Source organism: Luteibacter sp. 9133 (assembly GCF_000800155.1).
Classification (GTDB): domain Bacteria; phylum Pseudomonadota; class Gammaproteobacteria; order Xanthomonadales; family Rhodanobacteraceae; genus Luteibacter; species Luteibacter mycovicinus.
In genome coordinates this window covers 526,635-545,206 of sequence record NZ_JUHO01000001.1, presented here as the reverse complement: position 1 = coordinate 545,206, position 18,572 = coordinate 526,635, and the positions used below count along the sequence as shown (strand labels likewise).

Genomic DNA, 18,572 nt, shown 5'->3' with positions numbered 1-18,572 from the left:
CCTAGCTTACCCAATCAGTGCGCGGAGGGGTTCGAGGGTTCCCAGGTCGTCGTCGGCTCGCCCTTGGCGCCGAGGTTCTCCAGCAGCGTCGCCATGTCCTCGGCGTGCTCTTCTTCCTGCGCAAGGATGTCTTCCATGATGCGGCGCGTGGTCGGGTCGTCGTCGCCGATGTACGTGACGATCTCACGGTAGCTGTCGATGGCGATGCGCTCGGCGATCAGGTCTTCCTTGATCATGTCGACCAGCGTGGTGCCCTCGACATAATCGGCGTGGCTGCGGGAAAGCAGGCCCTCCGGATTGAAATTGGGCGTACCGTCGAGCTGGGTGATGCGCTCGGCGATGCGGTCGGCGTGGCCCTGTTCCTCGTTGGCGTGTTCCAGGAATTCCGACTTGACGCTCTGCGAATGAATACCCGGTGCCATGTAGTAATGGAACTTGTAGCGAAGCACGCAGACGATCTCCGTCGCGAGGGCTTCATTGAGCAGTTTGATCACCGTTTCGCGATCGGCGCGATAGCCGGCGGTCACCGCGCCGTCGTCGATGTGCTGACGCGCACGCTTACGGATGTTCTCAATATCGCTGATGAAAGGCTTGCTGCTGGCCATGGCCTGGTCTCCTGGGAGAGTGGGTTTAGGTATGGCCGGAGACGTTAAGGGCCCCGCCGGGAAGGCGGGGTGAAGGGTTTGCGGAGCACGCCACCGGCGTTGGGGCCTGCCGGCGCAGGCACCCGGCCACGCCGTCAGGCCTTTCGGTACACCTCGGCGCCCTGTGCCACGAACTCCATGCTCTTTTCCGCCATGCCCTGCTCCGCGACAAAATCGCGCACGTCCTGGGTGATTTTCATGGAACAGAACTTCGGACCGCACATCGAGCAGAAATGCGCGGATTTGTGTGCGTCTTTCGGCATGGTCTCGTCGTGAAATTCGCGGGCCTTGTCCGGATCGAGCCCCAGGTTGAACTGGTCGTCCCAGCGGAATTCGAAACGTGCCTTCGACAGCGCGTTGTCGCGCACCTGCGCCCCCGGATGCCCCTTGGCGAGATCGGCCGCGTGGGCGGCGATCTTGTAGGCGATGATGCCGTCGCGTACGTCCTGACGATTGGGCAGACCGAGGTGTTCCTTGGGCGTCACATAGCAGAGCATCGCCGTGCCGAACCAGCCGATCATCGCGGCGCCGATCGCACTGGTGATGTGGTCGTACCCGGGCGCGATATCGGTGGTGAGCGGGCCCAGCGTGTAGAACGGCGCTTCGTGGCACTTCTCCAGCTGACGTTCCATGTTCTCCCTGATCAGCTGCATCGGCACGTGGCCGGGACCTTCGATCATGGTCTGCACGTCGTGCTTCCACGCCAGCTTCGTCAGTTCGCCCAGTGTGTCCAGCTCACCGAACTGCGCCGCGTCATTGGCATCCGCCACGCAACCGGGACGCAGGCCATCGCCGAGACTGAAGGACACGTCGTACGCCTTCATGATTTCGCAGATGTCCTCGAAGTGCGTGTAGAGGAAGTTCTCGCGATGATGGGCGAGGCACCACTTGGCCATGATCGATCCGCCCCGGGAGACGATGCCGGTAACGCGCTTGGCGGTGAGGGGCACGAAGCGGAGCAGGACGCCCGCGTGGATCGTGAAATAGTCGACGCCCTGCTCCGCCTGCTCGATCAGCGTGTCGCGGAAGATGTCCCACGTGAGTTCCTCGGCCACGCCGCCGACCTTTTCCAGCGCCTGATAAATGGGCACGGTACCGATAGGCACGGGCGAGTTGCGGATGATCCATTCGCGCGTCTCGTGGATGTGCTTCCCCGTGGAAAGGTCCATGACGTTGTCGGCGCCCCAGCGGATCGCCCAGACCAGCTTTTCGACTTCTTCCGCGATGCCGGAGCTGACCGCGCTGTTGCCGATGTTGGCGTTGATCTTGGTCAGGAAATGACGGCCGATGATCATCGGCTCGGCTTCGGGATGGTTGATGTTGGCCGGAATGATGGCGCGACCACGCGCGACTTCATCGCGCACGAACGCCGGCGTGATGCGCCCGGGCAAAGCGGCGCCGAACGCTTCCCCACGATGCTGCGTGCGCAGGGCACTGTCGGCCAGCGCCTCGATGCGCTGGTTCTCGCGGATCGCGATGTATTCCATCTCCGGCGTGACGATTCCGCGGCGCGCGTAGTGCATCTGGGTGACGTTGGCGCCAGCCTTCGCCCGAAGCGGCAGGCGCGTGCTGCCGAAGCGGAAGGCATCGAGGCGTGGGTCGTGCACGCGCGAGCGGCCGAACGCCGAGGAAAGCCCATCGAGGCGCTCGACGTCGCCCCGCTCCTCGATCCAGCCTGCCCTCAGCGCAGGCAACCCCGCGGCCAGGTCGACCGTGTGCGCCGGATCCGTATAAGGCCCCGAGGTGTCGTAGACGACGATGGGCGGGTTCGCCTCTCCGCCGAACAGCGTGGGCGTGGCCGACTGCGCGATCTCGCGCATGGCGACGCGAACGTCCGCCCGGCTGCCGCCGATGTGGATCTTGCGCGAGCCGGCGATCGGCGTGGTGACGGAGGTGGAAAGCTCGCGCGCGGCGCGGGCAAGATCGGTGGGACTGGCGTTCATCGGCTTCTCGTACCTTGCGGATAAGGGAGAAGCGGACGGCGCCGCCACGCCGTGCCCCGTGCATGGACGCACGTTGCCTGTCGTGGACGAAGCTTCCTACGCCGGTACGGACCGGATCAGGTTCGAAGGGACTCTCTCAGCCCGCGCAATTGCTTGGGCACCCCCGCTTCGAGGGCGATTCAACCACGAAGCGGGGCGGGAAGCGAGCGCTCAGCCCTGGGACGAGCGCGGCTCATAGGCGCGGAGGAACATGTCGACGGCCGCCAGGGCATTGGCCTTGACCTCCTCGCCGAACTGCACGGCGCAGTCTTCGCAGCCAAACAGGCGCCGGATGAGCAGGTCGCCCTTGAGCAGCGCGAGGAACTGCGTGGTCGCACGGGAAATGTCGACGATTTCGAGCTGACCACGCGAGGTGGCGCCCTCGAGCAGGCGCATCACCAGCTTGTGCATACGTGCCGGGCCTTCCTCCCAGACCAGGCGACCGAAACGCGGATTACCGCCCGACTGGCAATCGGAAAGAATCGCGCGGAACGTACCGACGGACTCGGTGTTGGTCTCCATCGCCGCATGCCGGCTGGCGATGTTGGTCAGCGTGACGCGGATGTCCGCGCCCGGGCTGAAGTCGAACAGGTCGTCCGGCAGGCGCTCCTGTACGTGCGCACGGATGACTTCACGGAAAAGGTTGTCCTTGTCGCCGAAGTGGCTGTACACGGTGAGCTTGGAAACGCCCGCGGATGCCGCGACCGCATCCATGCTGGTGCCCGCGAAGCCGCCCTGCGTGAAGAGCGCCTTGGCGGCATCCAGGATAGCCGCGCGCTTCTCCATGTCCTTGGGACGCCCCGGGCCCTGGCTCTTCATTTTCGGGCTGGCGTTCATGGCTGCACCTTCACAAACAGAAATTATGACTTTATTATACGCAGCGGTTCAGTTATTTCCACCACTCCTGCGGCATGAGCCTCAAGGTGGCGGTACGACGGAAGCGCTGCGCGGCGGATTACAATGAAGTGGGGCCACTGCCCGGGTAAACCCAAGGCGTTCAGGGGCTTGCACCATTCATCGTTCAGGCGCCAGCGAGTGAAGGCACGGTCAGGCATGACTTCCGTCAGCCCGGTCCGGTGACTTCCGGCACTTAGCTCGGGCGGTGGCGCACCCGCAGCCTTGGCAACATTGGGAAAACGGGCGCTAAGCGCTTATCCTTTCGAACCTTTTTCAGCTTTTCGTACGGGATCCAAAAACCATGGCGATGAATTTCGAGCAGGCACGTCAGAACATGGTCGAGAACCAGGTTCGTCCCTGGGAAGTCCTCGATGCCGACGTCCTGGAGACGCTGAAGGGCGTCCGTCGCGAAGATTTCGTCGCGCCGTCCCACCGTAATGTCGCCTTCGCCGACCTGACCCTGCCGCTGGGCCACGGCGAAGTGATGATGAAGCCGGTGGTCGAGGGTCGCGTGCTGCAGGCCCTGGAACTGAAGAAGACCGACGAGGTGCTGGAAATCGGTACCGGCTCGGGCTTCCTGACGGCTTGCCTCGCCCGCCTCGCCGGCAAGGTGACCAGCATCGACATGCACGCCGACTTCGTCGACGCCGCCCGCGAGCGCCTCGCCGCCGCCTCGGTGGTCAACGCCACGGTGGAAACCGCCGAAGCCGTCAACGGCTACCAGCCGACGGGCGTTTTCGATGCCGTCGTGGTCACGGGCGCCGTCCATGCGGTTCCCGAAAAATTCGTGCGCTGGCTCAAGCCGGGCGGGCGCATGTTCGTCATACGCGGCAATTCCCCCGCTCAGACGGCGGTCCTCCTCACCCACGAGGGTGACGGCCGCTATCGCGAGGAATCGCTGTTTGAAACGGACCTTCCTTACCTGGCGCATGCCGCGCCGGTGAAGCGCTTCGTGCTTTGACCCAAAGATCTCCCATCACCCACGAGGCGAAACCATGCGCTTGAAGCTGCTCACCGTCGCGCTGGCACTGGCCGCGACGCCGTTCGCGAGCCACGCTGAAGACCTGCTCGACGCCTACCGCCAGGCCCGGGCCAACGATCCGGTGCTGTCGCAGGCCGATTCCACCCGTCTCGCCACGGGTGAAACCGTCGTACAAAGCCGTGCGCTGCTGCTCCCGCAGATCAGCGCGCAGCTGGGTATCACCCAGACGGATCAGAATGGTCCGGATCGCGACACGACCACGGGCACGGACCTCGGCCATACCCGCACGCGCAGCGAGTCGGCCACGGTCACCCAGAGCGTGCTCGACTTCAGCAGGTACGCCGATCTGAAGGCCGCCAAGTCGTCGTCGCAGGCACAGGACGCCACGTACGAAGCCGCTTTGCAGCAGCTCTCCACGCGCGTGGCCACGGCCTATTTTCAGGTCCTGACCAACGACGACGCCCTGACCTTCGCCAAGGCCAACGAGCAGGCGCTCGCTCGTCAGCTCGAGCAGGCTCAGCAGCGTTTCGACGTCGGCCTGTCCGCGATCACCGACGTGCAGGACGCCAAGGCCCAGCACGACACCTCGGTCGCCGCCGTCATCACCGCCGAGAACACCCTGGCGGATTCGCGTGAAGCACTGACCCAGATCACCGGCAAGCCGGCGGACAATCTGAAGAAACTTCGCGAAGACCTGCCCATGGACGCCCCGTCGCCCAACGATCCGAAGGCCTGGGTCGCGGAAGCGGTCAAGAGCAACCCGAGCATCCTCGCGTCGCAGTACAACGTCGACTCGGCGGAGCACAGCATTTCCTCCGCCCGCGCGAGTCATCTGCCGACCATCGACGCGAGTGCCGGTTACAGCAAGAGCACCTCCTGGACGCAGAATGCGGGCAGCCCGGCGACGGACGCCCTGAACCGTGTCTCGGGCAACGGTCGCGGCGGCACCAGCGTCGGCCTGACGCTCAGCGTGCCGATCTTCTCCGGCGGCGCCACGCAGTCACGCGTTCGTCAGTCGATCTACCAGCGCGATGCCGCCCAGGACTCCCTGGAAAGCACCCGTCGTCAGGTCGTCCGCGACACGCTGAACTACTACCGCTCGGTGGTCGCCGGTATCAGCAAGGTGGAGGCCACCAAGGCCGCCGTCGCCTCTTCGGAAAGCGCGCGCGACGCGACGCAGGCCGGCTTCGAAGTCGGCACGCGCACCATCGTCGACGTGCTGATCGCCCAGCAGAACCTGACCTCGTCGCTCAGCGACTACTCGCAGGCCCGCCATCAGTTCATTCTCGACAAGCTGCTGCTCAAGCAGACGGCCGGGACCGTGGATGTGAAGGACCTCGAGGCGATCAACGCGCTGCTGCAGTAACGACTTTCCTTTCGGGGGAAGAATAAGAAACGGGCCCTCGCGGCCCGTTTTTTTTGCTCTTTGGCGGACACGCCCTACACGATCGCACGGGCGGCGCTGACTCCGACGAACCTGCCGCCCGACGAAGATGGCCGGGCCCAACCGGGCCTCGGAACCAAGGAAGAACCATGAAGGGATTTATCATCGTCGGCCTGCTGGCGACCACTGGCTTAGCCCATGCGTCGCCGGCCTCCCCGACGAACCACCGGCTCAAGGTGGTCGAATACGCGAGCGCCACGTCGTTCGAATACGACGTCCGGGCCAAAGGTGTTCTCGGCGACGTCGTTGCGCCATATGCCACGGTATGGACCAGCGCCATGGACAACTGCGATGTGCGCGGCGGCTACGTCACCGAGTACCACGACGGATTCAAGCGCAGTTATTACGACACGCGCGAAGGCGGCGTACGGGTGAACGCCTATGCCACCTGCCGCGTTGCCGAGGATCCCTTCGCCGACCGGATCAAGGAGGGCCCGATGCCCGCGGCGGCGATCGTCACCGGTGATGGCCTGGGTCCGTCGACGGGGCTTGCCCAGGCGAGCGGCGAGCCGCACGCGGCCTATCGGGCCGTCCGCGAACTGGTATACAAGACGTGCCTGGACCAGGCTCGCCGCGTTCGCTTCATGAGCACTCATGTCGACAACCGGCCCAACGCGACGCCGCAGGTGGAAGCCCGGTTCGCCTGCAATTCCGGCCTCGACGCCGGGAACCAGAGGGACTGACCCTTCACTCCTGAAGCAGGGTATCCACCAGCGCCATCACCTTGCCCACGGATCCGCGCTCGCTGTCGAAGACGTGGCGAGCGCGGTTTCCCATGATCTCCCGGCGGTCCTTGTCCCGAAGCAGGGCCAGCACCTGCTCGCCCAGCTCGTCGCCGTCCTTCACCCGCTGACCGCCGCCTTCATCGAGCAGGGCCTGCGTGATTTCCTCGAAGTTGTACGTATAAGGCCCGACAAGCACCGGCTTGTTCAGTGCGGCGGGCTCCAGGACGTTGTGTCCACCGATGGACACCAGGCTGCCACCGACGAAGGCGACATCGGCCGACGCGAAGAAACGCAGCAGTTCGCCCATCGAATCGATGACGAAGCACTGCGTGGAATGACCGGGAATGTCATCGCCGCTGCGCGTTCCCACCTGGAAGCCCAGGCTGCGGACGGATGCTTCGACGGCCTTGAACCGCTCAGGATGACGGGGCGCGATCAGCAGCAGCGCATCCGGCAGACGGCGCATCACCGCGAGGTGAGCCTCGAGGACGCACATTTCCTCGCCTTCGTGCGTGCTGGCGGCGATCCAGACCGGACGCCCCGTGCCCCATGCCTCGCGCATGGCCAGCCCCGCCTGCAACGCCGTGTCCGGCACCGGCATGTCGAACTTGAGGTTGCCGCAGACCGTGAGCTGGCTGGGCTCCGCACCGAGCAGCCGATAACGCGCGGCATCGGTGCGGGACTGTGCAGCGATATGACTGACGCAGCGCAGGGCGCGGCGGACGAGGGAGCTCATGCGCGCGTAGCCGCGCAGCGATCGCTCGGACAACCGGGCATTGGCGATCAGCAGCGGGATGCCGTGCTTGCGGCAGGCGAAATACAGGTTCGGCCAGATTTCCGTTTCGACGATGATCGCCAGCCGCGGGCGCGTACTGCGCAGGAAGCGCTTCACGGCGAACGGCAGGTCGTACGGCAGGTACACGCTGTGGACGCTGCTGCCGAACAGCTGACGCACGCGTTCGGAGCCGGTCGGGGTCACCGTGGTGACCAGCATCGGCGCCTGCGGATAAGCCTCCATCAGCGCTTTCACCAGGGGTTCCGCGGCATTGACCTCACCTACCGAGACCGCGTGCACCCAGAGGCAGCCGGCGAGGCGCGGTTCGCGGAAGCGACCGAAGCGCTCGCGCCAGCGCACGTGGTAGTCGCCGTAGCGCATGCCACGCGCCATCAGACGCAGCATCACCAGCGGTGTGAACAGGTACATCGCGAAGTTGTAGAGCAGGCGCAGCAGCACGCGATTCCCTGGGTTGACCCGTGACCGGTCAGTATAGCCGCGCCCATTCGCTACAATGGGCGGACATGCCTGGTATGACCCGCCCTACCCTGACGCGCCAGCTTCTTACGCCCCGCCACTGGCCGGCGTGGCTCGGCGTCGGCTTCATCTGGCTTATCGCCCACCTGCCCTTCCGCTGGCTGATGCGTCTCGGACGCATGGCGGGCCGCCTGGCCCTGCACCTGAACCCCGAACGGCGGCGCATCGCCGCGACCAACATCGCCCTCTGCTTTCCGGAGCTGGATCCGGCGGCACAGAAGGCGCTGGTTCGGGCCAATCTGTGCGACGTCGGCATGATGCTGGCCGAATTCGCACTGGGCTGGATGGGCTCGGATCGCGCGATCGCGAAGGTCCCCGTCACGGTCGACGGGCTCGAACACCTGGAAGCCGCACGCGCCGCCGGCCGTGGCGTGCTCCTGGTCGGCGGACATTTCTCGCACCTCGAACTGAGCGCGCGCCTCGTCTCCTCACGCATCCGCATCGCGGGCATGTACCGCCGCATGGATTCGGAGGTGTTCGAATTCGCGGTGCTGCGCTCGCGCCTGCACTACGCGGATGCGATGTTCGACAAGGACGATATCCGCGGTACCGTGCGCTATCTGAAGGCCGGCGGCACGCTCTGGTACGCGCCCGACCAGGACATGCGCAGCAAGGACAACGTCTTCGTGCCGTTCTTCGGCGTGCCTGCCGCGACCATCACGGCCACGCATCACCTGGCGCGCCTCTCCAACGCGCTGGTGATTCCGTTCTATCACCGGCGCCTGCCGGGAGACGCGGGCTACGCCATGCGCCTCGGCGCGCCGCTTGAGGATTTTCCCAGCGACGATGCCGCGCGCGATACCGAGCGGGTGAATGCACAGATCGAGCAGATGGCGCGTGAGGCGCCTGAGCAATACCTGTGGGTGCATAAGCGGTTCAAGACGCGGCCGCCGGGTGAGCCGAAGATTTATTAGGTGGTAGCGATGGGTGGTGCGGCATCTTTGCTTCGTTGGCTTTTCGCGAACAGGGTTCGCTCCTACAGGTGCGCGGTGGGGCCAGACGGATAGCTGCCCTGGATGCTTCTTTCATGGGAGTTTCTCCCACCTTTCTTGCGGTATACGCTGACGAAATGCCGAACCTTTCGTCATAAACAACGAAAGCTTCGCGAAAAAACACGCGCGTAGAACGTCCGTCGTCACTCCTCAAGACGGACCTTCCCATGCAGTCGATCTTTCGTTTCGCGCGCTCGTTGCGCGGCCGCAGCGCGTGGCACCGCAAGCGGTCGCACGTGGTCAATGCGGTACTCAACTATGTCGGCCGCAGTGTGGCGCACTGGCGGGAGCACGACACATGGCTGGCCTTCCTGGAGACACCGCCGATGGCCGGCGTCTCGTCGATCGACACCATCCTCACCGAGCGCTACCAGCACCGCTATATCAGCAAGGCCTGGAATCGCGAGCGCCGGCTGAAGGTGCTGCGCGAGCATTACGAATTCGCCCTTGCCCGGTTCCCCCGGACGCTGTTCCACGTGCTGTACCGCGAGCGCCAGGTCTTGCTTGGCAAGGTGCTCCTGCGTAACGGTGAGGCTCTCTCGCTGATGCTCAAGGCGCCGTTCCGACGCGCCCGCGAGGGCGAGATGACGCTCTCGCTGGTCGATCACCAGGGCATGCAGATCTCCTATGCGGCGTTCTCCTTCGTCGACGGCGGCAAGGCCATCGCCATCGGCTGCCTGCAGGGTGCGCCCAACCACGCCGGCCTGGAAGCCGTGCGCGAGCTCACGCGGCAGTGCCATGGCCTGCGTCCTAAAAACCTCCTGCTGTCACTGATCCGTTCGCTCGCGGAGGCTTTCGAGGTGGAACGCGTCCTCGGGATATCGAATGAGGCTCACGTCTTCGCGGGCATCGCCGACAAGGTAAAGGCCGACTACAACGGCTTCTGGCGCGAGTCCGGTGGACAGGAGACCAGCGAGGGCTTCTACGCCATGGCCCCTCACGAGCCCGTGCGTTGCGAAACCGAGGTCGAAAGCAAGCGCCGCAGTGAGTTCCGTCGGCGCGAAGCGCTGCGTCACGAAGCCTGCGATCTAGTCCTCAGGGCGTTCGGATTCGAACGCGCCGTGGTCCTGCCGCTGGCCGCCTGATACGCGGCGCTCGTACAGCTTGGCGTACTTCAGAAACGCATAGAAGGCGTGTACCCGGGCGGCGATGAAACCCGCCCAGCCGCCCCGCCAGTGACCGCGCCAGAAGTAGTACCGGGCAAAAGCGATGGCGGGATAGACCACCATACGCAGACGAAGCATCCGCGGCTCGCGCGTCTGCCGGTCGCGCACCTGCAACGTCGAGTAACGGTTGGCCTTGTCGACCCGCCCGTCGATATCGCGCTCGCCATAGTGGTCGATGACGGCATCGAGGCGCCGCACCGGCCCGCGCACCAGGACACTCTCGTGTACTTCGTGACCACTCATGCCGGCGCGTGTGCGGTCGAACAGACGCACGTAGTGATTCAGGCGCGCGCGACCGGGCTGCCAGCGCCAGAACACCCACTCGCGACGAAGCATCTCGAAACCTGCGACGTCGGGCGTGACGAGCGCCGCCCTCACCCGCTCGGCGGCGATGGCGGGCAGCGCCTCGTCCGAATCCAGCAGCAATACCCAGCGGTGGATGGCGAGGTCGATCGCCGCCTGCTTCTGTGCGCTGTACCCGGCGAATGGCTGAATGCTCACCCGTGCCCCATGCGACGCGGCAATGTCGCGCGTCTCATCGGTCGATCCGGAATCCAGCACGACGATGTCGTCGGCAAAACGGACGGAGGCGAGACAGGCGCCGATCGTCGCCGCGCTGTTGAACGTGGTCACGACGACCGACAGCGGCTCACGCGCCACGGGACGGTTCCAGGTCCGGCAGATCGACGAGCAGCGCCGCGCACCACACGGCGAACAGCCACGCGGTGAGCAGACCCCACCATGCCGAATAGAAGGCCATGTGCGTGTTCAGCGGGAAGAAGATCGCAAACAGCGCCACGCTGGCGGGGAATGCACGCTCGCGCGCCACGGGACCGGCTTTCCACCAGACGCGGACGGCCAGCACGGTGGCCGCAAGCCACGCGAGGAGGCCGAGGGTTCCGGTCTCGGTGGCGGCCTCGAGCACGACCTGATGAGGATGGCAGGCACCCTCCCCATCGCCGCATTTCTCGATGGTCAGGAAGTGGTCTCCGGGCGACGCGACCGATGGATAGGCCACGCGGAAGCCGCGGACGCCCACGCCGTTGATGGGATGCGCCGCATAGAGGCGCAGCGACGTCGTCCAGATATCGAGACGCCCGGTCAGCGCGGCGTCCAGCCCCGCGCTGGTACCGGTGAGGGCGGGCAAGGTATGCGCCACCCGGTCGCGGAATCGCGGCGATACCTGCCATGCCAGTGCGCCGACCAGAAGCACGACCGCGCCCATGCCCAGACAGGCCACGGCGAAGCGACGGAACGTACCCGCCTCACGCCAGAGGAACGCCAGGGCCACGAGTGCGTAGCAGATCCACGAGGCGCGCGAACCGGAAAGCAGCACCGGCCCGAGCGCCAGCAGGAACGTAAGGATCAGGCCCCGGCGTCCCCAGCGCTCGCGCCCGGCCCAGAGAAGGAACGGCGCCAGCGCGGACACCGCGGGACCGAGCTTCAGGTTGGTCGCACCGAAGATGCCGGACAGTCGCGCGGGATCGGAGGCGCCCGCGAGGCCATAACCGGTCAGCGCCTGCACCCAGGCATCGGCGACCCAGAGCGCGACGACCGCTGCGGTGGCGAACCACATGGCGCGCACCTTCCCTGGCCGGCGCATGGCGAAACACGTGTACACACCCAGCGGAGCGAACCGGAGGATGCCCGCCAGCGTGCCCCAGCTCTTCCCGGGCGCGACGGCGTCGACGACGGAGACGAGCGCGGCACCCGCGTAGGCGGCGAATAACCAGAGAAACAGGCGCGCACCGGGATGATGACGAATCGCCGTCGGCTCGCGCACGACGAGCAGTATCGAGCCGACCAGTGCGAGAAACACGCCGACCTCGGCACTGCGCCCCAGCGGCAGCAGCGCGGGCACCAGCCAGATCGGCAGGAGCGGCGAGGCAAGCCCCGCTTTCAGCAGCGCACCGGGCCCGCGCGAGCTCACGCGGCCGGGGTGCCTTCGACCAGCTCGGCATACAAGGCGAGCGTGGCCGACTGCATGTCGACGAGGCGGTAGCTGCGCGGCGGCGGTATCGGCGGAGCGAAACGCAGGAGCTCGGCGGCGCGCTCGACCAGGCGTTCGCGATCGCCCAGCGGCACGCGGCCCGCGGGATAGAGCTCGGCCAGGAGTTCGCCGACGCCACCGTGCGCGTAACCCATGACGGGGCGGCACAAGGCCAGCGCCTCGACCACCGTACGGCCGAACGACTCCGGCCGCACCGACAGCTGCAGGACGAGATCGGACAGGGCGTAGACGTCGCGCACGTCCGATCGCGCCGGCGAGATCACCACACGGTCGTCGAGGCCGCGCGCATGAATGAGCTGACGCAGCTCGGCGACATACGCCTCTCGCCCCGGTTCGTCCGCGCCGAGCAGCAGCAGACGTGCATCGATGGCGCGCTGTTGAAGGTCCGCGATCAGTTCGATCGCGTCGGCATGACCTTTCAGGCGTGTGCCACGGCCCGGCAGGGTCAGCAGAGGCGCGCCGGCCAGTTGCGGGTATTGCTCGAAGAACGCCCGCTGCCAGCTGTCGTCGGGACGGTAACCGTAGGGAAACGCCTCGGTGTCGATGCCACGCGGCACCACGGCGATCCGCGCGGTCTCAATATCGTCGGGGTAGTGGCGGAGCACGTAGTCACGCAGGGTCTGCGAGACCACGATGACCCGCTCCCCTCGGAGCAGGATCGCGCTGTAGCGACCCGGACTGTTCAGCCCGTGAACGGTCGTGACGAAGTGCGGACGGGGCTTGACCCCACGCATCGCCCACCAGCCGATCCATGCCGGCAGCCGCGACCGGGCGTGCACGATGTCGGGCTTCAGTTCGCGCAGGATGCGGCGCAGCTTGCCTACCGTGAACAGGGTGCCCAGGGATTTGCGACCGATGGGCAGGGCGATGTGCTCGCTGCCTTCGGCCTCCAGCTGCGCCACCAGGCGTCCGCCCGCCGACACCACTACCGACCGGTGCCCCGCAGCCACCAGCGCCCGCGCGATTTCCAGGGTCGAGCGCTCGGCCCCGCCCGAATGGAGCGAGGGGATCAGCTGTACGACGGTCATCGTCCGGTGCGGGGAGACGGTGGCCATGGGTGGTTCCGGTGAGTGTGATGACGCAGACGAAGCACGAAACGTGCCCGCAGGGGGCCGTTCAGTCTTTCAGGACGTACGTCGCGCCACAGTACATGCACTTTGAGGTGCCACCGTCGTCTTCGATGGACAGGTAGACCCGGGGGTGCGAGTTCCACAGGTACATCCCCGGCATCGGGCAGGACAGCGTCAGGTCGGCGCGCGTCACTTCGTAACGGTTTTCGGCGTTTGCCGGGATCAGCGGCGCTGCCGCGGGATTGGGTCGCATGGGGAAACTCCGGGCAAAACGGTAAACCGAGGCCTGCGATGGTAACAAAAAAGAAAACCCGCGCCGTTGCCGGCGCGGGTTTTTCACGGCCGTGAAAGCCGGGACGATTACTTCTTGTCAGCCGAGGCGTCGTGGCCTTCGGTCGTGATGCGGATCTTGATGTCGTCCGACACGTTCGGGACGTAGGCACCGACGCCGAAGTCCGAGCGCTTGATGGTGGCGGTGGCGTCGAAGCCGATCGACTGCACCTTCATCATCGGATGCGGGCCAACCTTGTTCAGGGTGGCGTCGAGGGTGACCGGCTTGGTCACACCGTGGACGGTGAGGTCACCGGTGACCTTGAGCTTGTCCTTGCCGGCCGAGACCACCTTGGTGCTCTTGAAGGTGATGTTCGGGAACTTGGCGGCATCGAGGAAATCCGCCGACTTCAGGTGCTCGTCGAGCTTGGGCACGAAGGTGTCCAGACCGGACAGCGGCAGGGTCACCTCGACGGTGGCCTTGGTCGGGGCGGCTTCGTCGTAGACGAGGGTGCCGTCGACCTGATTGAGATTGGCGGTCGGATTCGAGAAGCCGAAGTGATTCCAGCTGAACAGGACCATGGTGTGGGTCGGGTCGAGCTTGTAGGTCACCGGGGCGGCGGCGGCGGTGCCGGCGGTGGCGAGCAGGCCGGCGAGGGCAACGTAACGGAGGGCGCGCATGGTGTTTCTCCAGCAGTGAGGTGGGTACGGCGTGTGACGGCGGGACCGGAGGGTCACCGCGGGAAAGAGGTCAGGCGATCTGGGCGGCTTCGTCGAAGTCCAGACGCGGCAGGCGGCCGAACAGGTTCTTGTCCGGATCGCCGTAACCGATGTTGATGAGAAAATTGGACTTGACCTGGCTGCCGGCGAAGAACTCGGCATCCACGCCCGCCTGATCGAATCCGGACATCGGACCGCAGTCGAGCCCCAGCGCGCGGGCCGCCATGATCAGGTAGGCGCCCTGCAGCGAACCGTTGCGCGAGCCGGAGGACTGGATCAGGTCTTCGTTGCCGACGAACCAGCTGCGTGCGTCCGCATGCGGGAACAGCTTGGGCAGGTGCTCGTAGAACGCGAAGTCGGTCGCGACGATGGCCGTAACCGGAGCCGACATGGTCTTCTCGGCGTTGTTCTCGGCCAGGTACGGCTTCAGACGCGCCTTGGCGTCCTGCGACTTGATGAAGATGACGCGCATCGGCGAGGAGTTGGCGGCGGTGGGGCCGAACTTCGCCAGCTCGTACAACCGGTGGATCTGCTCGTCGGTCACTTCCTTCGGCAGCCAGGCGTTGTAGGTGCGGGCGGTGAGGAAGAGCTGGTCAAGCGATGCATCGGACAACGGAGCGCTCATGGATATCCTTGTACAGTGATGGAACGCCGGAGGCCCGGCATCCCGACAGTGTAAGCGTCGCGACGCCCTGTGTGGACCGGTCGGACAAGGAACGAACTGTGCCGAATTCGACAACAATCACCGATCGTGACCTGTGCTGGGTCGTGACCGACGGCGCGGCCGGCAATCGCCGCCAGGCGCTGGCACTGGCCGAAGCTCTCACGCCGTCGATCCGCGAGATCACCATCGATCTGCGCGCCCCCTGGTCGTGGGCGGCCCCGCGCCTGCTGCCGGGCGCGCGTCTGGCGCTTGGGCGTGCCAACCAGAACCTGCTGCCGCCATGGCCCTCGCTGGTCATCGGCTGCGGACGCACGGCCGCCTGGGCGACGCGGCAGATCCGCCGCTGGTCGGCAGGCCGCACGCTGTCGGTGCAGTTGCTCGATCCACGGCTGGATCCGCGACACTGGGACCTGGTGATCGCGCCGAAGCACGATGAGCTGACCGGCGACAACGTGCTCCGTCCGATCGGGTCGCTGCATCCCATCGATGACGCCTGGCTCGCCGACGGGCGCGAGGCGTTTGCCGGCCTGGCCGACCTACCCGGCCCGCGTCTGGGGGTGCTGGTCGGCGGCGACCGGCGTGGCGCGCCGCTCGACGGCAAGGCGGCCGATGCCTTCGTCTCCGCCGTTCGCCGGCGACTTGCGACGGATGGCGGCTCGGTCATGGTCGCCGCCTCGCGACGCACGCCGCCGGCGCTCCTGCCGGTGCTTCGCGACGCCTTCGCCGACTGGCCGGGCGTGATCTGGACGGGCAGCGCCGACGGCCCCAATCCGTATCCCGGCATCCTGGCGTGGGCCGACCGTCTCGTGGTCACACCCGACTCGGTCAATATGTTGTGCGAGGCCTGCGCCACCGGGGCGCCGGTGCATACCGTCGTGACGGCGCCGCTGGATGCGAAGCTGGGGCGGTTTCATGCAGAGCTGCGAGCGGCGGGACGGCTGCATGACATCGATGCGGTGACACCGGAGCGGCAGGCACCGCTGCGGGAGACGGCGACGATCGCGGACGAGGTACGCAAGCACCTCGGACTGCCTGCATCCCCGGCCCGATAGTCCCCGTCCTACGGCCTGGGTTTCAGCCGCGCCCGGAACCCTGCCTTCAGCTCGTCCGACATCGGCGCGGCGGCGAGTATCGCGTCGAGCTTCGCCACCCGGTTTCGGAAAGCCGCCACTTCGTCCCTGAACCGGTCGGGATGGTAGTCGATCAGCAGGTCCGCCTGCGCCGCCGCCGAAAGCTCGTCGGGGATACCGCCGAAGTCCTCCCAGTGCCCCTTCAGCCAGGCCACCGCATCGCGCACATCGCGCATCTGTCCGACCAGACCGTCGACATCGGGTGCATCGGTGGGCCACGTCACGTCGACCACCTGCGGATGGGCGAAGTCGTGCTCCGGCAGCGTCACATGCAGCGTCAGGTCGCGTCCGTTGAGCCGCCAGGTGCCGGGCTTGTCGTCATCCGCCCGCGGAAGCGCCACGCCGTCCACCGTCACCTTCGATGGCATCGCGACGGCGACGAAGGCCACGGACCACGTCCGTGACGTCGGCATACCGGGATACGTACCGTCGCGCGCCGCGATTTTCAGGCGTACGCCCTGCTTCGTCCGCTCGGTCGCCAGAGCTGTGCGAGCGAACGCCGTGCCCCGGTAGGCTTCGTCGTCGCCCGCGTCTTCGTACAGCGTGGCCGACTGATTGCCGCCCGGGTAGACGAGCAAGGTCCGCGCACCCGTGTCGTGGGACACGCTCACCGTCGTATTCGTATTGGTCGGCACGATGGCGCCGGCACGCGCAAAGACCGGTACCTCATCGAGTCGGTAACGGCCCGCGAGCGCACGCTCACCATGCAACGAGCGACCGCGGGTCGTGTCGAACCAGTCGCCTCTCGGCAACCAGGTCTCCTGGCTGGCGAAACCGTCGCTGCCCGCGGCGGCCGTTACCGGATCCACCAGCAGGTCGTCGCCGAACATGTATTCGGCGCCGCTCGCGTAGGACCGGTCGTCTTCCGGCCACGCGTAGTACAGCGGCCTGACCAGCGACACGCCCGTGTCGAACGCCTTCCGACCCATCGTGTAGGTGTACGGCAGCAAGCGGTAACGTGTCAGCACCGTGTCGCGCAAGGCGTCGAATTCCGCAGGCGCGAACCGCCAGGGCTCCTTGCGCAGGTTCGGGTTCTTCGTGGTGTGTGTGCGCATGATCGGGCTGTACGCACCGAACTGCATCCAGCGCACGTAGAGTTCCGGATCGACCCGGCGCGTCTTCGGATCGCTTTCGTCGCGGAAGGTGTGACCGCCGAGGTCGTGGCTCCAGTAGCCATAAAGCACGTTGGACGCGGTCGACGTGAAGCGCGGCTGGAACGCCAGCGAACCCCACGAGATGATCGAGTCGCCCGAGAAGCCGATCTGGTAGCGGTGGTTTCCCAGTCCGCCCCAGCGGTGATAGATCAGCGCACGCTTGTCGCTGGTCTGCTGCATGTGGGTGAAGAACACATGGTTGAGCCACCAGGTGTTGCTCAGTCCCGGCATGGCTTTCGATTCGCGCCATTGCTGCCAGTCCAGCCACCAGAAGCTCACGCCCATCGCCTGCAGGGGATCGAGCACCGTGCTGAAGAGTGCCGACATGTAGCTCGCGTCCGCGGCTTCGAAAGGCAGCGGATGGGCGCGGTCGGCCTTCATCGCATCCATGAATCGGCCGTACGCATCCTCGTGGGGAAGCATGCCCGAGGCGGGGTGCAGGTTCAGCGTGATCCTCAGGCCCTGGTCGCCGAGCCAGCGGAGCAGCCGTTGCGGGTCGGGAAACAGGCTTCGGTTCCAGGAGAAGCCCGTCCAGCCCGGCGTCTGGCCCGCGATGTCCCGCTTGTCCGAACCGGATGCGAGGCCTGGCGTCGTGTGCCAGTCCATATCGATCACGAGGACATCCAGCGGAATGCCGTAGCGCGCGAAGTCCGCCGCCACGTCGCGGATCTCGCTGTCACTGTAATTCCAGTAACGCGACCACCAGTAACCGAAGGCATAGCGCGGCGGTAACGGCTCGCGGCCGGCGATTTTCGTGAAATCACCCAGCGCGGCGACGTAGTCGTGGCCGTAGCCGAAGAACGTCCAGTCGGTGCATGCCTGGCAGGCGCGACGGTGCACCCACGGCAGCTTCTCATCGCCAAAGACGAAGCTTCCCGTGTCGTCGACGACGTGCCAGCCGTCGCGTGAGAGCAAGCCGTCGCCGAGATCCAGCGGCGTGTTGTCGGACGCATGACGGTCGCCATCGACCTGATCGAGCGTGCGCGCCGTACCGCCGAGATTTCGTGTTTCCTTCAGGCCGGGGTGCCAGGCGATGGCCGGCTTGAGCTGCTTCGATTCGACCGTCAGGTTGTCGGCACCGAACGGGCCGGAACCCTCTTTGTAGCGCAGCGTCAGCAAGTCGGTGCGAATGACGAGCCAGCCCTTTTCATGGGAGACCTTCGCGGGAACGTCGCCTGCGTTACCGCGTGTCGCGAAGACCAGCGAAGGCGCGTCCTCGAACTGTTTCGAGGACGAATATTCCATGCGAATGACGCGGGGCGTGAGGACCGTGAAGCGAGCCTCGCCGCTGGTGACGGGATCGGCGTGCGCCGATGACGATGCGACGGCGGCGACAAACGTCGCGAACGCGACGGCAGCCCGGATCACTCTCATGCACCCTACCTCCCCTTAAAGGAAGCTCCGACTCT

17 protein-coding genes and 1 riboswitch are annotated in these 18,572 nt (G+C 66.0%); of the genes, 6 read left to right on the top strand and 11 right to left on the bottom strand.

Features of this window, described 5'->3' with window-relative positions; translation table 11 throughout:
• Positions 1-14 precede the first annotated feature (14 nt).
• The 3 genes from FA87_RS02180 to FA87_RS02170 all read right to left on the bottom strand — a co-directional run bounded on the left by FA87_RS02180 (position 15) and on the right by FA87_RS02170 (position 3,463).
• The gene (locus FA87_RS02180; protein WP_036116189.1) at positions 15-605 is read right to left on the bottom strand and encodes a DUF892 family protein; all 591 of its coding nucleotides are present in this window, start codon (positions 603-605) and stop codon (positions 15-17) included.
• Positions 606-739: 134 nt separating this feature from the next.
• Positions 740-2,587 carry a phosphomethylpyrimidine synthase ThiC gene (gene thiC, locus FA87_RS02175; RefSeq protein ID WP_043692065.1) on the bottom strand — a complete coding sequence of 616 codons (1,848 nt, stop codon included), beginning with the start codon at positions 2,585-2,587 and terminating at the stop codon, positions 740-742.
• Positions 2,588-2,663: 76 nt separating this feature from the next.
• Positions 2,664-2,762: riboswitch (TPP riboswitch) on the bottom strand.
• A 35-nt stretch (positions 2,763-2,797) separates the two neighbouring features.
• Positions 2,798-3,463 carry a TetR/AcrR family transcriptional regulator gene (locus FA87_RS02170; RefSeq protein ID WP_043692063.1) on the bottom strand — a complete coding sequence of 222 codons (666 nt, stop codon included), beginning with the start codon at positions 3,461-3,463 and terminating at the stop codon, positions 2,798-2,800.
• Between the two features lie 361 nt (positions 3,464-3,824).
• On the opposite strand from FA87_RS02170, the gene FA87_RS02165 reads away from it, so the two are divergent.
• From FA87_RS02165 to FA87_RS02155, 3 genes are all read left to right on the top strand, one after another.
• Positions 3,825-4,484: a protein-L-isoaspartate O-methyltransferase gene (locus FA87_RS02165; RefSeq protein ID WP_036116195.1), complete on the top strand. Its 660-nt coding sequence runs from the start codon at positions 3,825-3,827 to the stop codon at positions 4,482-4,484.
• Between the two features lie 34 nt (positions 4,485-4,518).
• On the top strand, positions 4,519-5,871 hold the full coding sequence (locus tag FA87_RS02160) for a TolC family outer membrane protein (protein ID WP_043692061.1): 1,353 nt from the start codon (positions 4,519-4,521) through the stop codon (positions 5,869-5,871).
• A gap of 167 nt (positions 5,872-6,038) precedes the next feature.
• On the top strand, positions 6,039-6,632 hold the full coding sequence (locus tag FA87_RS02155; RefSeq protein ID WP_043692059.1) for a hypothetical protein: 594 nt from the start codon (positions 6,039-6,041) through the stop codon (positions 6,630-6,632).
• Between the two features lie 4 nt (positions 6,633-6,636).
• On the opposite strand, the gene waaA is transcribed toward FA87_RS02155, so the two are convergent.
• Complete coding sequence (waaA, locus tag FA87_RS02150) at positions 6,637-7,902, bottom strand: lipid IV(A) 3-deoxy-D-manno-octulosonic acid transferase (protein ID WP_036118482.1); 1,266 nt, start codon at positions 7,900-7,902, stop codon at positions 6,637-6,639.
• Positions 7,903-7,982: 80 nt separating this feature from the next.
• Between waaA and lpxL the strand changes: the two genes are divergently transcribed.
• Together lpxL and FA87_RS02140 are read left to right on the top strand one after the other, a co-directional pair.
• The gene (gene lpxL, locus FA87_RS02145) at positions 7,983-8,900 is read left to right on the top strand and encodes an LpxL/LpxP family Kdo(2)-lipid IV(A) lauroyl/palmitoleoyl acyltransferase (protein WP_036116199.1); all 918 of its coding nucleotides are present in this window, start codon (positions 7,983-7,985) and stop codon (positions 8,898-8,900) included.
• A gap of 245 nt (positions 8,901-9,145) precedes the next feature.
• Positions 9,146-10,063 carry a DUF535 family protein gene (locus FA87_RS02140; protein WP_043692056.1) on the top strand — a complete coding sequence of 306 codons (918 nt, stop codon included), beginning with the start codon at positions 9,146-9,148 and terminating at the stop codon, positions 10,061-10,063.
• Here the strand turns inward: FA87_RS02140 and FA87_RS02135 are convergent.
• From FA87_RS02135 to FA87_RS02110, 6 genes are all read right to left on the bottom strand, one after another.
• On the bottom strand, positions 10,007-10,804 hold the full coding sequence (locus tag FA87_RS02135) for a glycosyltransferase family 2 protein (RefSeq protein ID WP_052191094.1): 798 nt from the start codon (positions 10,802-10,804) through the stop codon (positions 10,007-10,009). The genes FA87_RS02140 and FA87_RS02135 overlap by 57 nt on opposite strands.
• Positions 10,794-12,074 carry an O-antigen ligase family protein gene (locus tag FA87_RS02130; RefSeq protein WP_051944024.1) on the bottom strand — a complete coding sequence of 427 codons (1,281 nt, stop codon included), beginning with the start codon at positions 12,072-12,074 and terminating at the stop codon, positions 10,794-10,796. Before FA87_RS02130 ends, FA87_RS02135 begins: the two co-directional genes overlap by 11 nt.
• On the bottom strand, positions 12,071-13,210 hold the full coding sequence (locus tag FA87_RS02125; RefSeq protein WP_036116201.1) for a glycosyltransferase: 1,140 nt from the start codon (positions 13,208-13,210) through the stop codon (positions 12,071-12,073). Before FA87_RS02125 ends, FA87_RS02130 begins: the two co-directional genes overlap by 4 nt.
• A 61-nt stretch (positions 13,211-13,271) precedes the next feature.
• Positions 13,272-13,478 carry a zinc-finger domain-containing protein gene (locus tag FA87_RS02120; protein WP_043692055.1) on the bottom strand — a complete coding sequence of 69 codons (207 nt, stop codon included), beginning with the start codon at positions 13,476-13,478 and terminating at the stop codon, positions 13,272-13,274.
• A gap of 107 nt (positions 13,479-13,585) precedes the next feature.
• A complete protein-coding gene (locus FA87_RS02115) occupies positions 13,586-14,176 on the bottom strand; it encodes a YceI family protein (protein WP_036116203.1) in 591 nt (196 codons plus the stop codon).
• Positions 14,177-14,246: 70 nt separating this feature from the next.
• Positions 14,247-14,840 carry a malonic semialdehyde reductase gene (locus FA87_RS02110; protein ID WP_036116204.1) on the bottom strand — a complete coding sequence of 198 codons (594 nt, stop codon included), beginning with the start codon at positions 14,838-14,840 and terminating at the stop codon, positions 14,247-14,249.
• A 98-nt stretch (positions 14,841-14,938) separates the two neighbouring features.
• Between FA87_RS02110 and FA87_RS02105 the strand changes: the two genes are divergently transcribed.
• Complete coding sequence (locus FA87_RS02105) at positions 14,939-15,931, top strand: mitochondrial fission ELM1 family protein (RefSeq protein ID WP_239708949.1); 993 nt, start codon at positions 14,939-14,941, stop codon at positions 15,929-15,931.
• A gap of 8 nt (positions 15,932-15,939) precedes the next feature.
• Here the strand turns inward: FA87_RS02105 and FA87_RS02100 are convergent, their stop codons facing one another.
• Positions 15,940-18,537 (bottom strand): glycoside hydrolase family 31 protein, encoded by a 2,598-nt coding sequence (locus FA87_RS02100; RefSeq protein WP_081996432.1) that lies wholly within the window; start codon positions 18,535-18,537, stop codon positions 15,940-15,942.
• Positions 18,538-18,572 lie beyond the last annotated feature (35 nt).

Bases quoted from the DNA above. Each gene is read 5' to 3' on its own strand.
- FA87_RS02180 (WP_036116189.1), bottom strand. From the start codon at position 605: ATGGCCAGCAGCAAGCCTTTCATCAGCGATATTGAGAACATCCGTAAG.
- thiC (WP_043692065.1), bottom strand. From the start codon at position 2,587: ATGAACGCCAGTCCCACCGATCTTGCCCGCGCCGCGCGCGAGCTTTCC.
- FA87_RS02170 (WP_043692063.1), bottom strand. From the start codon at position 3,463: ATGAACGCCAGCCCGAAAATGAAGAGCCAGGGCCCGGGGCGTCCCAAG.
- FA87_RS02165 (WP_036116195.1), top strand. From the start codon at position 3,825: ATGGCGATGAATTTCGAGCAGGCACGTCAGAACATGGTCGAGAACCAG.
- FA87_RS02160 (WP_043692061.1), top strand. From the start codon at position 4,519: ATGCGCTTGAAGCTGCTCACCGTCGCGCTGGCACTGGCCGCGACGCCG.
- FA87_RS02155 (WP_043692059.1), top strand. From the start codon at position 6,039: ATGAAGGGATTTATCATCGTCGGCCTGCTGGCGACCACTGGCTTAGCC.
- lpxL (WP_036116199.1), top strand. From the start codon at position 7,983: ATGACCCGCCCTACCCTGACGCGCCAGCTTCTTACGCCCCGCCACTGG.
- FA87_RS02140 (WP_043692056.1), top strand. From the start codon at position 9,146: ATGCAGTCGATCTTTCGTTTCGCGCGCTCGTTGCGCGGCCGCAGCGCG.
- FA87_RS02125 (WP_036116201.1), bottom strand. From the start codon at position 13,210: ATGGCCACCGTCTCCCCGCACCGGACGATGACCGTCGTACAGCTGATC.
- FA87_RS02120 (WP_043692055.1), bottom strand. From the start codon at position 13,478: ATGCGACCCAATCCCGCGGCAGCGCCGCTGATCCCGGCAAACGCCGAA.
- FA87_RS02115 (WP_036116203.1), bottom strand. From the start codon at position 14,176: ATGCGCGCCCTCCGTTACGTTGCCCTCGCCGGCCTGCTCGCCACCGCC.
- FA87_RS02110 (WP_036116204.1), bottom strand. From the start codon at position 14,840: ATGAGCGCTCCGTTGTCCGATGCATCGCTTGACCAGCTCTTCCTCACC.
- FA87_RS02100 (WP_081996432.1), bottom strand. From the start codon at position 18,537: ATGAGAGTGATCCGGGCTGCCGTCGCGTTCGCGACGTTTGTCGCCGCC.